The 21221-nt window shown below is 57.1% G+C and carries 19 protein-coding genes; 13 read left to right on the top strand and 6 right to left on the bottom strand.

What is annotated here, in order from left to right; genetic code table 11:
• Positions 1-12 precede the first annotated feature (12 nt).
• The 3 genes from OXE05_11625 to OXE05_11615 all read left to right on the top strand — a co-directional run bounded on the left by OXE05_11625 (position 13) and on the right by OXE05_11615 (position 2863).
• Complete coding sequence (locus tag OXE05_11625) at positions 13-1032, top strand: Gfo/Idh/MocA family oxidoreductase (protein ID MCY4437965.1); 1020 nt, start codon at positions 13-15, stop codon at positions 1030-1032.
• 449 nt (positions 1033-1481) lie between these two features.
• Positions 1482-2237, top strand: a complete 756-nt coding sequence (locus tag OXE05_11620) for an AAC(3) family N-acetyltransferase (protein ID MCY4437964.1) — start codon at positions 1482-1484, stop codon at positions 2235-2237.
• 173 nt (positions 2238-2410) lie between these two features.
• A complete protein-coding gene (locus OXE05_11615; GenBank protein MCY4437963.1) occupies positions 2411-2863 on the top strand; it encodes a Fur family transcriptional regulator in 453 nt (150 codons plus the stop codon).
• 438 nt (positions 2864-3301) lie between these two features.
• On the opposite strand, the gene OXE05_11610 is transcribed toward OXE05_11615, so the two are convergent.
• The 4 genes from OXE05_11610 to OXE05_11595 form a co-directional block, all read right to left on the bottom strand.
• Positions 3302-4030: a glutamine amidotransferase gene (locus OXE05_11610; GenBank protein MCY4437962.1), complete on the bottom strand. Its 729-nt coding sequence runs from the start codon at positions 4028-4030 to the stop codon at positions 3302-3304.
• Between the two features lie 195 nt (positions 4031-4225).
• Positions 4226-5644, bottom strand: coding sequence for a MurT ligase domain-containing protein (locus OXE05_11605; GenBank protein MCY4437961.1), 1419 nt, complete (start codon positions 5642-5644; stop codon positions 4226-4228).
• 185 nt (positions 5645-5829) lie between these two features.
• Positions 5830-6159, bottom strand: a complete 330-nt coding sequence (locus OXE05_11600; protein ID MCY4437960.1) for a cyclic-di-AMP receptor — start codon at positions 6157-6159, stop codon at positions 5830-5832.
• 230 nt (positions 6160-6389) lie between these two features.
• A complete protein-coding gene (locus tag OXE05_11595) occupies positions 6390-7469 on the bottom strand; it encodes an isocitrate/isopropylmalate dehydrogenase family protein (protein MCY4437959.1) in 1080 nt (359 codons plus the stop codon).
• A 391-nt stretch (positions 7470-7860) separates the two neighbouring features.
• Here OXE05_11595 and OXE05_11590 point away from each other — a divergent pair, with 391 nt between their 5' ends.
• The 3 genes from OXE05_11590 (at position 7861) to OXE05_11580 (ending at position 10209) form a co-directional block, all read left to right on the top strand.
• Positions 7861-8319: a hypothetical protein gene (locus OXE05_11590; protein ID MCY4437958.1), complete on the top strand. Its 459-nt coding sequence runs from the start codon at positions 7861-7863 to the stop codon at positions 8317-8319.
• A 458-nt stretch (positions 8320-8777) separates the two neighbouring features.
• On the top strand, positions 8778-9479 hold the full coding sequence (locus tag OXE05_11585; protein ID MCY4437957.1) for a nucleotidyltransferase family protein: 702 nt from the start codon (positions 8778-8780) through the stop codon (positions 9477-9479).
• Entirely contained in the window at positions 9472-10209 is a 738-nt protein-coding gene (locus OXE05_11580; protein ID MCY4437956.1) for a class I SAM-dependent methyltransferase, read from the top strand. The genes OXE05_11585 and OXE05_11580 overlap by 8 nt, the downstream gene beginning before the upstream one ends.
• Before the next feature lie 63 nt (positions 10210-10272).
• Here OXE05_11580 and OXE05_11575 read toward each other — a convergent pair whose 3' ends face one another.
• Both OXE05_11575 and OXE05_11570 read right to left on the bottom strand, forming a co-directional pair.
• On the bottom strand, positions 10273-11853 hold the full coding sequence (locus OXE05_11575) for a hypothetical protein (GenBank protein MCY4437955.1): 1581 nt from the start codon (positions 11851-11853) through the stop codon (positions 10273-10275).
• 248 nt (positions 11854-12101) lie between these two features.
• Complete coding sequence (locus tag OXE05_11570; GenBank protein ID MCY4437954.1) at positions 12102-12914, bottom strand: tetratricopeptide repeat protein; 813 nt, start codon at positions 12912-12914, stop codon at positions 12102-12104.
• 523 nt (positions 12915-13437) lie between these two features.
• Between OXE05_11570 and OXE05_11565 the strand changes: the two genes are divergently transcribed.
• From OXE05_11565 to OXE05_11535, 7 genes are all read left to right on the top strand, one after another.
• Entirely contained in the window at positions 13438-14457 is a 1020-nt protein-coding gene (locus tag OXE05_11565; GenBank protein ID MCY4437953.1) for a glycosyltransferase family 2 protein, read from the top strand.
• 344 nt (positions 14458-14801) lie between these two features.
• On the top strand, positions 14802-15176 hold the full coding sequence (locus tag OXE05_11560) for a hypothetical protein (protein ID MCY4437952.1): 375 nt from the start codon (positions 14802-14804) through the stop codon (positions 15174-15176).
• 273 nt (positions 15177-15449) lie between these two features.
• Positions 15450-16886: an O-antigen ligase family protein gene (locus OXE05_11555; GenBank protein MCY4437951.1), complete on the top strand. Its 1437-nt coding sequence runs from the start codon at positions 15450-15452 to the stop codon at positions 16884-16886.
• A gap of 89 nt (positions 16887-16975) precedes the next feature.
• On the top strand, positions 16976-18082 hold the full coding sequence (locus OXE05_11550) for a glycosyltransferase family 1 protein (GenBank protein ID MCY4437950.1): 1107 nt from the start codon (positions 16976-16978) through the stop codon (positions 18080-18082).
• Entirely contained in the window at positions 18082-19290 is a 1209-nt protein-coding gene (locus tag OXE05_11545; GenBank protein ID MCY4437949.1) for a glycosyltransferase family 4 protein, read from the top strand. The genes OXE05_11550 and OXE05_11545 overlap by 1 nt, the downstream gene beginning before the upstream one ends.
• Complete coding sequence (locus tag OXE05_11540) at positions 19277-20299, top strand: glycosyltransferase (GenBank protein ID MCY4437948.1); 1023 nt, start codon at positions 19277-19279, stop codon at positions 20297-20299. The genes OXE05_11545 and OXE05_11540 overlap by 14 nt, the downstream gene beginning before the upstream one ends.
• A 5-nt stretch (positions 20300-20304) precedes the next feature.
• Positions 20305-21210 carry a glycosyltransferase family 2 protein gene (locus OXE05_11535; GenBank protein MCY4437947.1) on the top strand — a complete coding sequence of 302 codons (906 nt, stop codon included), beginning with the start codon at positions 20305-20307 and terminating at the stop codon, positions 21208-21210.
• The last annotated feature ends 11 nt before the right edge of the window (positions 21211-21221 follow it).

The raw sequence follows: 21221 nt of genomic DNA, 5'->3' as shown, positions 1-21221 counted from the left end.
GGTTGTAGTTCAATGATTACCCCCGTTAGTCGCGTACGCACGTGCATCATTGGCGCCGGCGCCACAGCCCGGAAGCATATTGTCGGCTGGCAGGCAGTGAAAGATTCTCACGTTGTTGCTGTGGTTGACATGGACGAGGCGCGCGCGTACGGCTTAGCCCAAGAGTACGGGATCGACACTGTCAGTACAGACTACTCCACAGTTATTGCACGGGCCGACATAAACATCGTTTCACTGTGCACGTCGTCGGCACTGAATGGACCCATCGCTCTCGACGCCATAGAGAACCACAAACATGTCTTCTGCGAGCGCAACACCACCCACGTCTTGGGCGAGTGCGACACGCTCTTGGCAACCGCACGCCGCAACCGGGTCGCAGTCGGCATGAGCTTCCCTCGCCGCTATGCGCTCAGCTTTACGCGCATCCGCGAAATGATGGACGAGGAAACGCTCGGTAGGCCGGTCATTTATCGTGTGCATTGTCTCATGCCTGCCCCAAGCAGCACGTCTGGACATAGGGAATCGCGAGACTCAAAGGTCTTCCTCGATTTGTTTGCGGACCACTACGATCTCTGGGCATGGCTCTTCCGCAGCGACGTCGTCCGCGTGAATGCTCGCGGCTTCAGTTGGGCGAACCTTGAGTCGGACCAGCGCAAAAGGCTAAGCACCGCACCCGATACCGGTGTGGCGTTAATCGAATACAGCTCCGGCGACATTGGCGTCATTACCGCTTCTTGCAGTATGCAGGCGGGGTTCAAGCCTTTCCTGGCGCATGAGGAAGAGCTCATCGGGCCACAGGGTGTAATCACTAATCTCCAACCCAAACAATTCAGGCACATAGACCATCGAGGCAAGGCGCAAGAATTCGAATTCCAGCCCCATGATGCGTACACCGCAGCAATACAGGATTTCGCTAGCCGCATGCGTCGCGGGGAACCGCCTCGCGTCTCCGGCGATGATGGCAGACGCGCGCTCCGCGCGGGACTTGCCGTCACGGAGTCTATGGAATCGGGCGAAACGGTCGAGTACTGAGTCAGGTTTGGCAGGGTCATTACAAGTCATTGTCATTATGTTTCAGGGCAAATCGTCAATGCTATGAGAATAGACCTTACTGTAGCGCGGGGGCTTGTCCCCCGCTGCTGACGGGGCGCATGCGGTGCTGGAGGATGGATTCCCGCTCTCGCGGGAATGACGGATTTACTTTGAAAAGGCCCTGCAAGTTTGGCCAGACCCTTGCAAGAAGCGGTAACATGAGAGCTTTACTAGAGGAATGAGTATACCGCCACAAAGCGCAGGAAACTGCCCTCTGCTCGCGCTTCGACAAGCTCGGCGCTAACGGTTAGTATTTCTCGCACTCATTGTGGAGGACTCCGAACACTCCCCGCACGCCCGAAACACTCTCCCTACGCCACCAGCAAAACACAGAGAGCGAGCATACGCTTATGTCAATGAATGAGTCCCGGCCTCATGTAACTTTTACGATGCTCTTAGATGGCTTTCGCGGTCTCGGCCTTACCGATGGCGACACGGTCATCGTCCATTCGTCCCTCTCTCGCTTTGGGTATGTCGAGGGCGGCGCTGACACTGTCGTGGACGCGCTGCTCGCCGCAGTTGGGGCTGAAGGGACGGTAGCAGTGCCTACCAGTCCAGTGATCTGGACGGGAGGATCGCACTTCCATTACATCAAACACAACCCCATACTCGACCTGCGGGTCACTCCTTCAAAGCTTGGCGCTATCACGAACGCACTCCGGATTAGGCCGGAGGCGCGGCCTTCGCTCTCGGCGTGCCACACGCTGCACGCGATTGGCGCGCGCCGGGACTGGCTGCTCGCCGGTGCGGAAACCGCTGTCTATCCCACCGGTCCCGGCACCCCGTGGCACAGGAATTGCACGAGCGGCGGCAAAGTCTTGCTCATCGGCATCGGCCAGAACAGCAACACCACAATCCATACCATCGAAGAAGCCGGCGGCGCCCCGATCTTGAGCAGTGAAGTCTTCTATCCCATGGTGATAGACCTGGAAGGGCGCATTGTCACCGTGCCCACGCGCGCCCACTTGCCAAACCATCCCCGCGCCTTCGAAAAGATGGATGCCGTCTGCCAAGAACACGGCATCATGCAGGTGGGGAAGATAGGCAACGCCACCCTCCGGCTTATCGAGGCCAAGCCGTTCCTCGAGCTCGGCATTGCCATTCTTGAAAAGGACCCGCTCTTCTTGCTAGCTCACAACCCGTAATTGCCTGCGTGCACCGCGGAAGACGGTGTAGTTTCCACTGCTGGTCAAGGCCGCCTCGTGCCCCAGTCTGTGCTATGATGTAATGGCTAGCAGCGAGGTAGGAATTAGCGGACTTTACTTCCGTTACTATTGATGCAGTTTTTCGCACGCGCCTGCCGGAAGAGGGAATGACCTTGGCAGCACCACGTTCGCAACTGGCAACTTCCAATGCAAAGCGGCTTCTCCGGTCGTCCGGCCGCCGCTTCACGCGGCAACGCGAAGCCATTCTGAAGATTATTCGCGACCAGCCCGGGCACCTGGGGGCAGATGAAGTCTTCCAGATTGCGCGTCAACGTGGGCATCGCGTCAGTCTTTCCACGGTGTACCGCACGCTCGATCTCTTGCGGGAGCAAGGCCTGGTCGAGGCTGCGAACTTACAGCAAGACCACCGCCACTTCAAAGCTGCCGGTGATGGGGAACATCACCACCTCGTCTGCGTTTCGTGCGAGGAAGTCATCGAGTTTAGCAGTCCGCACATTGACCGTCTCAAAGAAGCTCTGCAGGATGAGCACCGCTTCACAATCAGAAACGTGGAGCTTGAAGTCGGTGGGCTCTGTTCGAGTTGTGCGGCTTCTTCAACCGGGTAGCTTTCGCTCAAGGGCATCTCCAGATTCGGAGCGCTGTGCCTAGCCGTGCTTCGACAAGCTCAGCACGAACGGATTGTTGGCTCTTCCACTCCCCGGTATTTCCATTCCCTTGCTCTACCATTCCCCGGCTCTTCCATTTCCCGGCTCTACCATTCCCCGGCCTCTTCCGTTTCCCTGCTCATCCGTTCACCGGCTTTTTCCATTCGCCGGCTTATCGGTTCGCCGCCTTTTTCCGTTCGCCCTGAGCCTGTCGAAGGGCAGGTCTGCGCGGAGCAATGTATTCTATGGGATGAGTTCGAGCAGTGTTCGTGCGAGCAAAGCACGTATAACCAGGGGCATGCGCGTCAAATCGCGCGGCAGCGAAAATCCTGTTCTTCCCCGCATGAGAATATCCCCAAGCAACAGTTGACCGTCGCAGTCGAAAGCCGCAAAGGCGCGCTACCCACCGGCGATCTTTAGAGCCCGTTCGTGTGCAGCCAGTTCTACGGCGTCATCGAGCGGAGGCAGCGACGTGACGCCGTACCGCCGTTTCAGGGCTTGCAGGATCAGATGGTCGGCAAAGGCCGGATTCTTCGGGAGCAGCGAGCCGTGGAGATAGGTGCCGTACGCGTTCTTCCACTGTGCGCCTTCAGTCTGGTCCGCGCCGTTATTCCCGTATCCACTTACGACGGTAGCGAGGGCGGCCTCCGGATCGTGCAGATACGTGCGTCCGCCGTGATTCTCAAAGCCAACGAGTTTTTGCCCATTCCACGTTGTGACGATATTGCCAATGCACCGTTGGCTGTCGGCGCCGGGGTGGGTCGTGTGCGCCGGCAGCACCTCAATGCCGCGCAATTCTGCGCCGGTGTGGTCGCGATAGTACTCGCCAAAAAGCTGATAGCCGCCACACACCGCCAGGGCGACAAGGCCGTCGCCAATCGCCTCCCGCAACACTGGACCCTTGGTCTCCACAAGGTCCTGTGAGGCCAGACACTGCTCCCGATCTTGCCCGCCGCCAACCAGGAGAATGTCGAGCTCTGCGGCATGGCGTAGCGGCCCGGGACCAATGTTCCGCAGCTCCACGTCAAGACCGCGCCACCGGCAGCGACGTTCCAGGCAGATCACGTTGCCACGATCTGCATACATGTTCATAAGATGCGGATAGAGATGCCCAATGACAATCTTCATGCAAGGCACTCCCTGGAGAAACTTGCACAGCCGGGGCCGGCAGGCGAAGAGACGCTTGCACATCCGGGGCTGACGGGCGAAGAGTCTCTTGCACAATCGGGGCCGGCAGGCGAAGAGACTCCCTCTCCCGGGGGAGAGGGCCGGGGTGAGGGGCCATCTTCATTGATCCAGCTCTCCTCCGCCCATTGACCATAGTTACGCAAGGGATTCCTCCCAGAAGTGGCGAACAAGCCCTCGCTCAGCCCAGACCTTGCGCAATTCAAGCATTCCGGTATATGTCGCAAGGATGAAGAGCGTCCCTTCCACAGGAGTGGCGTCAGCGGCATAGTCGAACGCATGCGCGATGTTGCCCCTCGCAGTAATGTTGCCGCTCCCAGCGTACTTCAAGCGCACCGCCATGTCCTCCGCGCGGCGGCCGCCGGTTGTAACCGTGGCGTTTGCCAAGCACTCAAAATCAACGTCCCAAATCCATGAGACATCATGCCCGTCAGCCGCGCGATCTTGGAGAATTGCAAGCACGTGCAACGGCCTGTCCTCGGCGGCAAGTAGCCGCAATACTTGATTTGCTCCGATAGGATTCTTTATAAGAAGCAGCCACACTGTCCGCCCATCTGACTCTACAACCTCAGCGCGCCCAAAGGCGGAGATTGTCGCGCTGAGACCCTCGGAAACCGCATGTTCAGGCGCCTCAAGGTACCAGGCCGCCGCAGTGGCGGCGAGCGCATTGTAGACGTTGTAGAGTCCCGGCACACGCAGATGTATCCTCAGCTCCGATTCCGGCACAGCGATGGTGAGGTCCACACCGGCAAAGCCATGCAAAGCAACTCTTGTCGCCCGCACATCGCGATGAGGTTGCCGCCAGCCGCACGCAGGGCAGGCAAACTCCCCAAGGTGTCCGTAGTAAGCAGCGGCATACTGCAATGGCTCTGCGTCATGCGGGCAGTAATGTGAGTCAGCAGCCAATTCAATATCATCCCGCGCCACGTCAGGATCATCAAGGCCAAAATAGCCCACCGGACCAACGTAGGATTCACCCAAGCTGGCAACTAACGGATCATCCCCATTCAAAAGCAACGCCGTGGCAGAATCCAACTGCGCGAATGCGGAGCGTAGGCCTGCGGCAATTGTCTGCACCTCGCCGTAGCGGTCGAGCTGATCGCGAAAGAGATTTGTCACGACAATGCAGGCAGGCCGATGCTGGCGGAGCGCTTGTACAATTGCCGCCTCGTCCAATTCCAAGACGGCAATGCTGTCCGGCGCAAGACTCAGCCTGCCGTGCCAACCGGTGTGTTCGAGTAACAGGCTCAAGACGCCGCGTGTCAGGTTAGACCCTGTAGCGTTGTGCAGAACGGAGCGACCGCCAACGGCAAGAATGTTGCGCAGCAACGCGGCAGTTGTCGTCTTGCCATTTGTGCCGGTGACGAAGACGGTGCCCGCCGGCACTTGGCTCAGCAAGACTCCAAGTAAGTCCGGTGCAAGGTGCTCCGCCACCAGTCCCGGGAGCGCCGTGCCCCCGCCCCGCTGCAGGCGGCGCGAAAACACGCCTGCAATCTTGGCTATCAGAATCGCGATGGTCCGACGCAATGGGGAGAAAGAGTACCGTCGGTCATCCACATTCTTCGTCCATATCCCACGGCAACCGGCGTAGGCGGGTACCTATGCGCACCGCAAGAATTCTAATCTGACTGCCGGCTACGGCGGCGTCGCTCTGCACTGGCAATAGAACTGACATTGCCGCAGAGACAGTTGATATTGCAGTACGGGATTCGTGTTGAAGAGAATCGATAGACCGCAAGCGCCTAAAAGCGCTCGAACCGCTCAACGTCTAGCACGAATACGACGGCTCCACCCACCTGCACCTCAACCGGATAGGGCATGTAGAACTCGCCCGGCTCCATTGCAGGCGGCACGGGGTTGACATACTGCATGCGGGTCGTGCAATTTCGGCGGACTACCACCAGTACCTCGCTGACTTTCTCTTCCTCCACGCCCACCAGCACCGTGGCGTTGCCATGCCGCAAAAAGCCACCGGCAGTATTAATGCGCGTCGCGCCAAAGCCGGCTTGCACCAGGTTGTCTATAAGGTTTCCCGCGTCCTCGTCTTGAACAATCGCCACGACGAGTTTCATGTTTTCGTCCACGCTGCAAAACTCCTTGCCGAGGAACTCTCTTAACCAAATGGGGCCGTGGCTACGAGTATGGAGTTCTTCCTAAATTGATTTCTCTTCAGCTCAGCCCAGCACATCCACCGTCCCAAGGCAGTGCCTCGCTTTCCCGGCCTTCGATGTCCCTCACATGCGCTGGCGAAGAATCAGCCACATGCCACGCTGCAACATCGCAGTATTGCAACGCACCCCTGCTAGCGCAGACGCTCAATGAGGGCATCCGCCACACCAGACGTGCCGGCTGCGGTTGGGTCATTGCGGTCGGGCTTCATGTCGTAGGTGACGTGCTTGCCTTCCGCGATGACGTCCGCGAGCGCTGTCTCCATCCGTTCCGCGGCCTCGCGCTCGCCAATGTGGCGCAGCATCATCACCGCCGAAAACATCTGGGCCATGGGATTTACCTTGTTCTGGCCGGTGTACTTGGGCGCACTGCCGTGAATTGGCTCGAAAAGCGCCATTTGGTCGCCGATGTTTGCGCCGGGAGCAACACCCAGACCCCCAACCAGCCCGGCACAGAGGTCGGACAGAATGTCGCCGTATAGATTCGGCATGACCATAACGTCAAACTGTTCCGGCCGGCGCACCAGCTGCATACAGGTAGCATCCACGATCATGTCCCAAAATTCGATTTCGGGATAGTCTTCCGCAACTTCGCGTGCCACACGGAGGAAAAGGCCGTCCGAGTGCTTTTGAATGTTTGCTTTATGAATTGCGGTAACAGTCTTGCGTCCATTCGCCCGGGCGTACTCGAAAGCGAACTTTACAATGCGGCGAGAACCCTCTACGGTGATTGGCTTAATCGTGATTCCCGCATCCATTGGAATCTGACTACCGTGATGGGCACGGATGAAGTGGATGAGCTCCAAGGCACTCCCAGTGCCTTCCTCAAACTCGATTCCTGCGTACAGATCCTCAAGGTTTTCTCGCACTACCACAATGTCAATCGCATCAAAGCGCGTTTGCACGCCGGTATAGCTCTTGCATGGCCGCAAGTTGGCGTAGCACTTTAGTTCCTTGCGCAACGTGACGTTGAGGCTGCGAAACCCTGTGCCCACGGGAGTCGTAATCGGCCCTTTGATACCCACCCTATTCCGCCGCAATGAATCGATGACAGATTGCGGCAGCAGTTCGCCGGTCTTCTCAAAGACGTGCAGACCCGCTTCTTGGACGTCCCACGAAATGCCGACATCTAACGCCTCAATGACGCGGCAAGTTGCTTCCGTAATCTCTGGACCGACGCCATCGCCCGGAATCAGCGTAATTGTATACCCCACTCAGTTTTCTCCTGTCTCTAGTTACCGATGTCCCGCACAATCTACGCAGAGTCCTCAGCAAGGGTGATCTGGTTAAGCATTGTGCACTCTAAGTAGCTGCGTCTATTCATTGTCGCAGCCAATCCAACAGAATCGCCCGACCTTCATTCAGCACACCCACTGCTGCGCGTGGGCAGCAGTGGGTGTGCCATTGGCGACACATTAGCTGCACTTGCTCATCGCGGCCGGGAATGAACTCAAGAAATGGACGATTGCTATTCCTAACTCGCATTATATACTGAGACTATGTGGTTCGCCATTGACGCTAGCGGGAGATACCATCGCAGGTGGGCTCGCTGCTGGAACAAGAAGTCCACCTAAACGCGGCGTGCGACAATTGGAGCACCTTGCCATGAAGCAGAAACTTACATGGGTCTTTGTCCTCGGCTTTTCCGGGTTAATTGGCCTTTTTCTGCTTGTCCTCACGGCGCCGCGCAACCACGTTTACGATCCACGCATTGACGAGAGAAACACGGAGATTGTGACCAAGAGGCCCCAGGACATCATAGATAATATCCTGGCTCAGGCTGAGGGGCTGCCCAAACAAGACTTGGAGATTTTCGAAGTCGATGCTTCCCCGCCCTCGTGGGTCCGCTATTACCCCATACGACGCTATACGGTCACACGCGTGCGCATTCGCGCCAATGAACCGATTTGGCTCGACGCGTTTATTCCGGAACCAACCTACGAGTACATTATGACGGTTGATGTCGAGTATGCTGATCGGGACACGCGCGAAATCACCGTAAACGTTACGCGCCCTGGGTTATTCACCGGCTTTTCAATTCGTACGTCGCTCTTCAGCCCGTAGGGACCCCGGCAAGGGCAAGTCCCGGTAGTCGCAGGATCTGCCGTCATTGACCGCAGCATCAACTCCAAATCCCATTTGCGCCTTCAGCGTGGTAAGAGACTGCCGCCGGTACAAGGGGCCAGTTTGACAACGAGCCGCATCTGCTGCCCTGATGCGACACTTTCCGTTCAGTGACCCGTTTTGCCTGGTGTACGCATCCTCTATACAATTGAATCGGAACATCAAGAAAGCTAACCCAAGCGAAGCTGACTGACTTTCTTTGTTTGTTTCGAGCCGCGCCACCTTGCCGGTCTCCTTTAGAACGAAGGGTAGCCGGATTCAACCTCGGCAAACTGGGAGTCCACGTCTCTGAGACGGACTTGGTAGGAATGAAGTCCCATGCCGTTTGACCCTAGTCACTCTGTCTTTGGAGTGTACATTTCCGGAGCATCCACATAGAGGGAGCGTCGACAGATCAAATGCAAGCGATTATTCTCGCCGGGGGGCTAGGAGAGCGACTGCGGCCGTATACATCCGACCGCCCCAAGACCATGGTAGAGGCCTGCGGTGTCCCAATTCTCGCATATCAGCTTGCGTGGCTTAGAGACAGTGGCGTTTCGCGCTTTGTCATTTCGTGCGGCTACCGGCACGACGTAATTCAGGATCGCTTTGGCGATGGCGGAGCAATTGGCGTTCAGATTGAGTACGCGATCGAGTACGAAAAGCTCGGAACGGGAGGCGGGCTGAAGCTGGCGTTTGGGATGGCAGATACTTCCGACCCATTTATTCTTGCGACAAATGGCGACACTCTCACGAGTATGGACATATCTTCGCTCGTGGACGTGCATGTGGAAGGCGAAAACACTGCTACGCTTTCGCTGACGCAACTGCAGAGTCCATATGGCATCGTCGAATCGAACGACGCGCACAAGGTAATCGCATTTCACGAGAAACCGCTCTTACCCCATTGGCTGAGTGCCGGAATCTATGCGCTGTCGCCCGCCATCAGGGATCTGTTGCCGGACAAGGGTGATCACGAGCGGAGCACGTTTCCACAAATTGCCCAAGCAGGCAAACTTGGCGCTTATAAGTCACGTGCATACTGGCGCGCAATCGATACCGCCAAAGACCTATCCGAAGCAGAGATCGAGTTAGCGGAAAACCCACTCCCCCATGTCTGAACATCCACCAACCGGTAAAAGCACGGGCTTCGACTACGAGGCCTGGGAAGAAGAGGTCGACAACGAGACCCTCAAGCAGTCAATGCAGGTCTACTACGACCAGCGCGCCGGAGAATACGTAGACTGGTTTCTCCGTACAGGGCTCTACGACCGACCGGAAACAAACGAGCCCTTTCTCAGTGGCTTGCGGCAACTTGAAGAGGATTTGGCCGCATTTGGTGAAGGAAGCATATTGGAAGTCGCTTGCGGAATTGGCTGGTGGACTTCACTGCTGGCCCAGTCCGGTCTGGAGGTTACCGCGCTTGACTACGGGCCGCACATGTTGGCAGAGTGCCGCAAGCGTTTAAGCATGAACAACACCCATGCCACGCTCGTGCGCGCCAGCGCCTACGAGCTGCCGTTTGCAGATAGTTCCGTTGATGGCTGCTTCTTCGGCTTCTTTTTCAGTCATGTGCCGCATGACGACGTCTCTCCCTTCCTCAGCGAAGTGAGGCGCGTGGTGCGCCCCGGCGGGAGCGTTTGTATATTCGATTCAAGCTTACCGTCACTCGACGATGTTGAGACCGAAATACAACAGCGACCTCTGCGAGATGGTTCTCTTCACCCCGCCCTGAAGGTCTACTACGGCGCCAGGGGGCTCGCTCGTGTACTGGGACCGTTCGCTGAGCAGCTCGCCATCAAGAAGGTAGAGGGCCTCTTCATCACTGCGCACTACCGGTCGCGGGGCTGAGGATTGCGCAGAGAGCACGACAATGGCGTGAACATTCTGCCTCGTACGTGAACGCTCCGGCCGCTATAAGGCAACAGGCGGAAGACGCCAGGCCGAGAGCCGGTTTTCCTCGTCAAGCACGACCAAGAGATTGCCGTCGTTGGCCACGGCGAAATCGCGGATGGGTACCAGTGGGCTCACTGTCCCGAGAATGCTGCCGTCGTACTTGACGACGACCAGACGAATGTTCTCCGACAGACCGATAAGATAGTCGAAGTTGGCCACAATCTGAGACACGGGCATGGCGTCTTGCGCCCACAACTGACGGCCACTCTGGTCGAAAGCCGTAATGCCTTGCACACCGCCGACGTAAATGATGTCACCGGGTTGGGATACCGCCAAAGTGCGTCCACGGGCCGCCGCCTGCCACTCAATTTGCTGCGAGGCGATGTCGAATTGGCTCACGTGCCTATCGGTGAGAACAATGAGCTTTCGATCGAGATTGGCAAGTGCGACGCTAACGACCGGCTCAAAGAAATCTGAGCCCATCTGTTTCTCGCCGCGCTCATTGAGCACCAATACGTGAAACCGACCTTCGCCGACCGCTCCCAGCGCAATTCGCGTACCGTCTGATGAGAGGTGTGAGCTGTTCACCCCAAGCGATGGCGGAGTAACCCACGCGAGGCCGGACTGGTGGAAGCCGAACGCCTGTCCAAGGCCTTCTGCATTGGACGTGGCGGCAACCATGAATGCACCGTCATGGCTGATCTCTGCTCTCTCAAGAATGACGTCATATGCGTCTAAGGAATCACGCCAGCTCACCTCTCCAATCCCGCTGAGTGCCTGCGCGCCAATTCCTGCCGCAAAGATGTTCTCTCCTTCGCGGGTTACCGCCAGCGCAAACGTGGGCAGTGAGAAAGACTGCGTCCACTCGTGCGCGCCGTGCCCTGTTCGGCGCTGTATCACACCACTTGTGTCGCCGGCAAGGATGACACTTCCTTCAGGGGACACTGCAATGAAGTGCGCCGACAGTTCCAAGTCTGAAAACCAGGCTAACTCACGCCACGTATGGCCCTGCACCGGCGCAACCTCGACAGCGCGGAATTCATACACGGTGTCTTCGTGCACGGCTGCAGCGACTCGGAGCTCCCGCCACTGTGCCGCCACCGCCCGCGCCTCCGCCGCAACGCGGAATGGCCCCAACCAGACCGTGGGCACTTCGTCCTGCCTGATGACAGCACCTTGCAATGCCGCTGCCTCTTGCACCTTTTGGGCCTCATCAAGGCTGGCAAACGGTCCCAGCACTACGCGAGAAACTGCCGTTGGCTCCGCTGAAATCTCGATTCGACCTGCTTGAATGAGGAGGTCCTGCAGCGTTGGGCCTTCCCTCAAGTTGGTATTGGCAAGGAAGAATTCCAGTTGAAAATGCGCCTCGGAGAGTTGGGAATAGGCCGCAGCCAAAGCAGCATCCTGCTCCGTATCGATGTAGCGGCGAAATCCCGCTGCCGCCCGCGCAAGAGGATCAATAGCATCCAGCAAGCCACCCGAAACTTCCTCGGTGCCATCTGCACTAACATCGACGACTTGCTGGGCCAGTAAATGAATCTCAGGAATGAGAAAATCAAGCGCTACACGATACTTGCCCGGGGTTAGCGATTGACGCAAGAACGCCAGATTGTTGATGTTGAGGCGCCGGACAATGAGAATAGCATCGCGCGAGATTTGCTCGATGCGCTCATCCGACTGGCGTGCAACTTCCTCAGGCGCCTGAATCGAGGGGGTCGGTGAGGGAAGGGTACTACATCCGAGAGCAAATAATGCAACTAATAAACAAAGTGCAATCGCTCTCGAAGCTTGTCGCGGTAGGATCATGGCGGGAACCAAATAGACAACACAATGCGGTTTATCTGACGCTAGAAGTCATCTTCCACCATCATCAAATCGTCATGATCGACCGCTTCCTTTTCGAGATCGGCCCAGTCATCGGCATCGCCGAACTCATCCGCCGCATCGCTTTTCAGCGAAACTGCTGAATGACGAACGAAAGCCAGCCTGCCGCTCTGCGCGCGACTCTGACTTGGGAAGGAGTGCTGCCCGGCCAGGCTCGGGTGTTGATACGTCTCCTTGATCACGATGAAAATGTCACCACTTTGAATACCCACCACCGCGGCTGCAAAGCGATTACCGGATTCAATCAAGAATGCAAGCCGTTGCGATAGCGCAGCGCCCAATTGCCCCAATGGCACCCCATTGCGGCTTACGACCCGAATGATGCTGCCATGTTGTTGGAGACGCAATGGATCTCCTGGCAAGGGCAGGGCACTACTCGGCTTTCTGGGAAGCGGAAGCAACTTGACTATTGTCGTCTTGCCGGATTCTGCAATGAAGATGTCCGCAGGGACATGAGGCATGTCGTCAGCGCTAGCAATCTCAGGGGTAGCACACAAAGAGGACCGGAGCCGTTCCAGATTTCGCCCGGCAATTGCGTTTACAGGATCCAGTTCCAGCGCTCGCCGGTAGACATCTTTCGCTTCATGCAACAATCCCATCTCCCACAGCGACTTGCCGAGACGATTGTGCGCGTCAACATCATCCGGGCAGAGTTTCACGATCGAGCGATTAATCTTTTCGGCTTCAGCCCAACGCTGATGAGCGGCGCATTGAATCGCTTGCTGCTCCCAATACCGCTTGAACCGGCTTCGGTCTGTGCTAATGACTTGTGACATGTTTCTTGGCCTCACTCAGGACAGGTATGAACGACACACAGGGTTACAAGAATCAGCATGGCGTGCATGCCAAATGGAGGAGAACTTTGCCACGGACACACTACTCCCCCGGAAACTGCAGGTGGGAGCAACGATTGCCAGCGACGATGCTATAATTGACTTGAACTAGAGGGTAGTTACAGGCCAATTCACGAATCTACTATAGCATAAGACTTTGTTAAATCACTACTTTAAGAGTAGAAATCACCCGAATCTCAAGAAAATCCCTCTAAGACCTGATTCAACGCAGAGAACCGCTGACGATTTCCCCGGTTAGATGACCATGCCCATGGCTGTCGGCGTCAGATTCTCGGCCGGTGGAGATTCAGCAGGAGTGCAGACCTGGTGGACGACGTGGAGTCCTATAGTCTTATCGCCTTCAGCCGCTTACCCAGCCTGCGCAAGCGCCCTGTCACCCAAGGGCTGATTTGGGGTCCTAGTCTCCCCTATCACGTAGTCCATCCGACACGAAGAGCTTGAATTGATGCTCAAAGACTCGAATGACAAGCCGGAAACACGCGCAGAGGAATCACTCGTTGCTCCCCTGTCCGTGAGTGTCCTCATTCCGACCTGGAACGGCAGAGACCTGCTGCGCGCCTGCCTGGATTCTCTTTTGCAGCAGACCCACCGAGATTTTGAGGTGGTTGTGGCAGAAAATGGTTCTGTCGACGGTACGAGAGACATGCTGCAGCAGGAGTATCCGTGGGTACGCGTCGTGGCCCTCGAACGAAACCTTGGCTTTGCTCGCGGCGTGAAAGCGGCGTTCGATGTTGCTACAGGAAACCTGATCGTCCTGCTAAACAATGATACGGAAGCGGCGCCAACCTGGCTTGAAGAGCTTGTGGCCGCGGCACACGGCCATCCCACTGCAGCGTCATTTGCATGCAAGGTCTCCCTATATCAGGATCGTAGCCGCCTGCACTCCGCTGGAGACTACTACGGCTGCGACGGCGTGCCGGGAAACCGCGGGGTATGGGAGCAGGACGGACCGGACTATAACGAACGCGGCTGGGTGTTTGGCGCACAAGGGGCGGCTTGCGCCTACCGCCGGAGCCTCTTAGACACTATTGGCTTCTTCGACGAAGACCTTGTCTCCTATTGCGAAGACGTTGACCTAAACTGGCGCGCTAATCTTCGCGGATTTCGGTGTCTCTATGTTCCAGAAGCCCAGGTCTTCCATCACGTCTCTGCGACCGGCGGCGGGGCGCTTGCCAGCTACTATTGCGGACGAAACTTCATTGCTGTCGCAGTGAAAGACGTCCCCGGGCATTTCTGGCGGCGATACTGGAGACGGATAATTGGACAGCAGTTCGCCATTACCGTCGAAGCCTTGCGCAACTTTCGAGGTGAAGCGGCGCGCGCACGCTTGCGGGGACAGCTTGCAGGTATCGCCCTCATCCCCTCCATGCTACGCAAACGCCGCGTCGTCCAGGGGCAGATAACGACTGACCTGTCAAAGATAGAAGAGCTGATGGGACCGTGGGTATTGCCGCTCAGGCAATAGACTACCGGACAATCCACGCTGGCGCTCGGCACATGATATGCGGACTTTAGATAGATTCCCTAATTGGCGGGTTTGTACTGTGAACAGTACAGCCGGTGGCATGAAGAACAACCGCGTAAATCTTGAATGGTGTGGCAATGAGCGCTTGCTTGATAACGGAGACCGGCCGCAATAGAGGATGCAACTCCACTCGACCGCACTCAATTCGCCTCTCACTGCCCCAATGTCTAAGCATTGGCCCCACCATCGTCACCCGGAGAAAATTCGTACAATAGGAGTCAAGAGAGGCAAGCAGCCTTCAGTAAGTCATTGAACAATCGCAAGACAAGGGAGTGGAACCGCCGATGAAGTACCTAAAACGTCTTCTGTTCGAATCAGGCAATGACGCTGACAACGTCAAAGACGCCGATCCAACCGCCGACCCCAATCTCTTCTGGTACTACGTGCGCTGCAACAGATGTAGCGAAACTGTTGCAGTGATGGCGCGCAAGGGCTATGACCTTGTGGAAGAATTCGAGGAATCCAGCAACAGCGATGCTCCGGTCGGGTATAGCCTATTCAAGGATGTCATGGGGCGTAGCGACACGTGCTTCCAACAAATGCGCATCGAGATTCACTACAGCACGAGCTACGAAGAGCAGAGCAGGCACATCGAGGGTGGACAGTTCATCACTGCTGCAGAGCACCGTGCCGGCACGAACGGAGAAGAGCAACTCTAACAGGAAGCACCGGTGGCTGCGAATCCCAAAATGCATTGCCGGCGCAAAGCTTTGCACGCCTCAACTTCCCGTGGAAGGGACTCTCAGCCACTATTGCGCAGGCGTGATTTTGCGATTGCCTAACCTTGCTTCTCTGCAATTCTGCGCCCATCACAACGCACATTGCTTCGCGTTGCCGCCCGTCACATAGCGAATTCCAGGTCAATCGGCAGGCCAAGTTTACAGACATGATCGGCAAAGGAGTCTCCGGCGAATGAGAAAAGAGCGCCAGCGGTGAGTTTGGGACTACCGGCCGGTCTCCTGCGCAGCGAAGCTTTGGGCCGCATCTCCTGGACGGTCCTCTTTTTGCTCATTGCAATTCTGCTGGGCATCGCTATCGGCTGGGGAGCGGTGAGCTACTCGCCGTTTACGCTTCTCTTTCTCCTGGTGGGCCTAGTTGGGAGCGTTGCCGTTGCCTTCTCCCCGGGCCTAGCAGTCATCGGGTTAATGGCAATCATCTGGTTACTACCATTCGGCACCCTGCCGTTCCGCGTTGGCTTTCGCTTCAGTTTCCTAGACCTTGCAACCGGCGCGCTGCTTTTTCTGTTCGCGTGGCAAGTGTGTACACATCGTCTTCGTTTGCCTAGCCGCGTATCGGTTGTTGCCGTTGCGCTCTACGTCCTCCTCTTGTTAGTTGCCGCCGGCAACGGTCTGCGCTTTGGCATGTCTGAAGATGCCATCACTCATTCAATTAAATTGGCCTCGAGCGCTTTCATTTTCGTTATGCTCGTCACGTGGTTGCAAACTGAGCAAGCAGCTCGACGCGCGGCCACGTGGTTTCTTGTATTCGCCGCCGGCCAGGCCTTGATAGGTGTCGTTCTTTACTTAATTCCCCCAGCTTATTCAATCAAGATACTTTCTCAGTTGGGGCGAATAGGCTATCCGGTTGGGGGCGGCGTGCTGCGATACATAGCCGACACTCCCTTGCTACGCGCGACGGGAACGAGCATCGATCCTAATATGCTGGGCGGTGCCTTGGTATTCGCCATCGCCTTTGGCGTGGCGCTATGGGCCAGCCACCCACGAAGATGGTGGTTGCTCGGCCTGCTTGGGCTTTTGCTGCTCTGTCTTCTGCTCACGCGTTCGCGTGCCGCACTCCTAGGGAGCGGCGCGGCGATTGTAGTTCTCACAACCCTCCGCTACCGGTGGCTGTTTTGGCTCTATCCTCTTGGCGGCATTACGATCGCCGCTCTGCCTCAAACTCGTGCCATGCTCCTGCATCTCTTATCGGGATTGCGCGCACAGGATCGGGCGGCAGCGATGCGTTTGGATGAGTATTCTAAGTCATTCAACCTCATTCAAGATCATCCTTTGCTTGGCGTGGGATTCGGGCCGCCGCCCACCATCGACACCTTCGTCGGCGTATCGAGCATTTATTTACAACTGGCCGAATTGGGTGGATTTGTCACGCTCGCCGCCTTCAGCCTGGCAGTTGGGGCAGCGCTCTGGAGCATGCTGCAAGGATGGCGTAGAGGCTTGACACCGGACAGTGAATGGGTGGCGCTCGGCGCTCTTGCAGGCCTGTTGGGAGCGCTCGTAACCGGACTGTTCGACCAACACTACGTCGTCTATCCTCACATGGCAACACTATTCTGGCTAGTTGCCGGGCTTGGCGTTGCCGCCGCTTGGGTTGGGCGAGACTCCAAACACTCTACTGAAGACACCTTGTGATGCTATGATTACTCCAATGGCCTCCTCTTCCACGAGGACCCTAAGCGAGTTGGATCAAATGGAATTTCACGTGAGCCCTGCAACAACGCATGAAGATCGGCATTGATTGTCGCCTCCACTACTACAATCGCACAGGAATCGGCCGCTATATCCGAAACCTAATTCGGGAGTTTCCGGAGTCCGCCAATGCTGAAATGGAGTTAGTCCTACTCCAAAGTAGACGAGAACGCGAAGCTCTCCTGCAAGCCCCCCGAATGCGCTGTCGTAGAGTCTTTACTCCTGCCCACCATCCCGTGGAGCGGTGGTTCCTGGCAGCGGAAATTGCGGCTCAGCGGCTAGACGTATTGCATAGCCCTGACCACGTGGCACCGAAACGGAAAGGGTGGGAGAGCGTGGTTACCATTCACGATCTCTCCTTCTTGGCGCATCCGGAAGCCTACGATTCTGCCAGTCTTCTCTACTACACCCAGGTTTTTCGCACACTACCTCGTACAGCCCGGGTTATCACGGTATCGGAATTCACCCGGCATGAAGTCCTAAACCGCATTTCCATCGCACCGGAGAAGGTTATCAGCGTTTACGAGGCAGTGGATCCGGCTTACTATACGCGCCCAGAGGCTAGTTGCGAACGCATCAGACGTCGTCTTGGTATTTCTGAGCCGTATATCCTCGTCGTTGGCACCATTGAAGCACGCAAGAATCTGGAACGAGTAATTGAGGCATATGACGTGCTGCCTCGCAGAGACCGTCCCCAACTCGTCTTTGCCGGCGGCCGGGGCTATCAATACGAAAATGTCCTCGAGGCAGTCCAGGGGCATCGCCTACAGGACCAGGTCAAGTTTCTCGGTTTCGTGGACGACGCCAAGCTACCGATGCTCTATACCAGCGCCGTCTGTCTCCTGTTCCCATCTCTCTACGAAGGATTTGGGTTGCCCATACTTGAGGCGATGGCATGCGGCTGCCCCGTCATCACCTCAAACTTCGGCAGCATGGCAGAAGTTGCCGGGGATGCTGCCATCCTCGTAGATCCAAACTCCGCCGCAGCGATTGCGCATGGCATCACGACTCTCTTGGATGACACGGCGCTGCGCGACGGCATGATCGCCGGAGGGCACGCACGCGTGAAGCAGTTCTCGTGGCGCACTGCGGCTCAGCAAACGCTTGCCGTCTACCGCGAGGCTGCAGGACCACACTGATGCGAGTCCTCTTTCTTACGCCGCAACCGCCGTGGCCGCCTCACGCCGGCCCGGCAATCCGCAACTATCAACTCATCGCTGGCGCTGCTACCCAACACCAAGTGTATGTATTGTGCTTTGGCGACTCCGACACTGATCTAACAGCACTAAAAGAGATTTGCAGTTGGGCAGGATGGGTAGCCCGGCCCCAGTCAACTCTTCGCGACCGCATACTTCACCTGTTACGGAGTTCGGAGCCGGATCTCGCGTTTAGGCTCCAGAGCGAGGCCTTTGCAGAACGCTTGCGATTCATTCTGGCACATCAGCACTTCGATCTCATTCAATTCGAGGGCTTGGAAATGGTCCCCCATCTTGCCTTGGCACGAAGGGAGAGTCCGAACAGTCTGCTCGTTCTCGACGAGCACAATGTGGAATATTTGCTCCAAGAGCGCATATCAGCCACTTCCCAGAGCTTAGGGCGCTGGTACTCTCGCATCCAAGCCCGCAGACTGCGCCAGTATGAGTCGAATGCGCTCGCCTCGAGCGACGGCTGGATCACCGTTTCCAAAGTTGATGAAAGCTACCTAGAACCCCTCTCCAGCGGCAAGCCGCATACGGTCATTCCTATCGGCGTCGACCCTGAGAAGCAAGGCGCCCAGGGCGTACCCCTCGCTCCTTTACCGCGCCTATTTTTCGCAGGAAAGCTGGACTATCGACCGAATCGGGATGGCTTGCGCTGGTTCTGCACAAAAGTCTGGCCGCTCATTCGCTCTGAAGTCCCAACCGTGGAATTCATCGTTGCCGGATCCGGTGTCGGCCTTGAAAGGCGCTGGCTCCGCCAGCCGGGGATACAGTCACTGGGCTACTTGGACGACAGAGAGTTCGCGCAAGCCCTCGGCAGCGCGTGGGTCTCGGTGGTACCGGTTCAGGCGGGAAGCGGCATGCGCGTGAAAATACTCGAATCTTTCTTATGGGCAAAGCCGGTTGCGACCACGAGCATCGGCATCGAGGGTATAGAAGCTGCACCCGGCGAGCACGTGCGCATTGGCGACACCCCGGAGGACTTAGCCGGACATGTGGTCGATCTCTTGCGCGATCGTCTATTGGCGCAGGAGCAAGGCCTGGCAGCCAAGCGACTTGCGGAGGAACTCTACGATTGGCGCCGTTTCACGCCTCGCCTGCTCGAGTTTTACGGGCGCCTGCATGAGTCACGTGATGGGTATGTCTAGAGTCTCACTGATATTTACGGTGTGGAACGAGGAAGCAGCTCTGCCTGCACTACTGAAATCGCTCGAAGCACAGGGCCGCCAACCGGACGAGATCGTCATTGCTGACGGCGGGTCAACCGACGGTACAGTCCCTTTGCTGCGGGACTTTGCGGTAGCGCGACAGCACTCTGTCATTCCGGCGGAAGCCGGAATCCAGTCTCACATCGTCCTGCTTGAACTACCAGGCGCCAACATTGCGGAGGGTCGCAATGCCGCCATTCGCGCCGCCACCGGCGACATTATCGCTGTCACCGATGCCGGCGTTACGCTGCCTAATTACTGGCTTGAAGAATTGGTGCGTCCGTTCGAGGACCGGCCGGATGTAAACATGGTTAGCGGCTATTCGCGGCCGGACCCTCGTACACGATTTGAGGAACTGCTGGCCGTGACGACGCTTCCTCTGGTAAGCGAAATCCGTGAAGCATCCTACCTTGCTTCAAGCCGCTCCGTGGCATTTCGCCGTGAATTGTGGAAAAAAGCGGCTGGATATCCAGAGTGGCTCGACTACTGCGAAGACGTAGTCTTCGACTTCAATTGTAAAGCGGTTGGCGCCCACGTTGTGTTTCAGCCGGCGGCGAGCGTGCGCTTTCGACCGCGCCCGCACCTTAAGGCGTTCTTTCTGCAGTACTATCGCTATGCCCGGGGTGACGGCAAAGCTAACCTGTGGCCGGGCCGCCACGCGCTCCGTTACACTGCTTATGTTCTCGGGTCTATTCTGCTTTGGCGCGGCAGGCAGAATCCACTGTGGTGGGCGCTGCTCGCGTTGGCGATTGTTGCGGGCTCCCGCAAACCGCTCCTTCGTGCACTCACAGATCCCGCGTCAAGAAACAAGAAGAGCCTTGTCTCTTCGTTTGGTAGTATCTTGCTCATACGCGTAGTGGGCGACATTGCCAAAATGCTTGGGTATCCGGTAGGAGTCTGGTGGCGATGGCGACTTCGTCAAGGGCGGCGACTGCGTCGAGGCCAATGAAAGCAATGGGTACGGCTCCTATCGAGCTCTCCATTATCGTTGTCACCCACAACGTCGTGGCGCTGCTGCGCACGTGCCTCGCTTCGGTCTATGCCAGCGACTTTGCGGATCAGTGTGAAGTGTTTGTGGTGGATAACGGCACTGACGAGTCACTTGCAATGGTGCAGGACGAATTTCCGGCAGCGCAACGCATCCTGGGATCGCCGCACATCGGCTTCGCGGCGGGAAACAACCTTGCGCTCGCCCGGGCACGCGGTCGCTACGTTCTCTTGCTCAACCCGGACACAGAACTCCCGCCTTCTGCACTCTCACAATTACACGCCGTCATGGAGAAAAACCCGCAGTGGGGTATTGTTGGGCCGAGACTCGTTCGCGCCGACGGGAGCTTGGATCTGGCCTGCCGACGTTCATTTCCAACACCTTGGAATGCGCTCATGAAAGCTTGCGGTCTCGCGAAACGGTTTCCTAAGTCTCGTGTAACCGCCGGATACAACCTCACGTATCTCGATCCCAATCAGTGCTATCCCTTGGATGCGGTGGTCGGCGCATTTATGTTCATACGCCGCGACGCGCTGGCTGAGGCCGGCCTGCTGGATGACTCGTTCTTCATGTACGGTGAAGACCTTGACCTCTGCTACCGCATAAAGCAAGCTGGATGGCAAGTATGGTATTGGCCGGCGGTTGCAGTGCGCCACCTGAAAGGCGAAAGCAGCCGCCAACGTCCAGGCCGTATGACATTTGAGTTTTTCCGCTCTATGCACTTGTTCTATGCCAAGCACCAAGCGCCCCAAAACCCAACTGTCTTGAATGTCCTCGTATTCACTGCAATCTGGACTTTCTTTTTCGCAGCAATGCTCCGGGTATGGGCGCGACGCGATACCCACCACGCCCCGCGGCTTTCAGCGTTCTAGGAGGGAGGGGG

The sequence above is a fragment of the Chloroflexota bacterium genome (assembly GCA_026710945.1).
GTDB lineage: Bacteria > Chloroflexota > UBA11872 > VXOZ01 > VXOZ01 > VXOZ01.
Note: the sequence above shows the minus strand (reverse complement) of the source record. Positions and strands in the feature narration are given on the sequence as shown.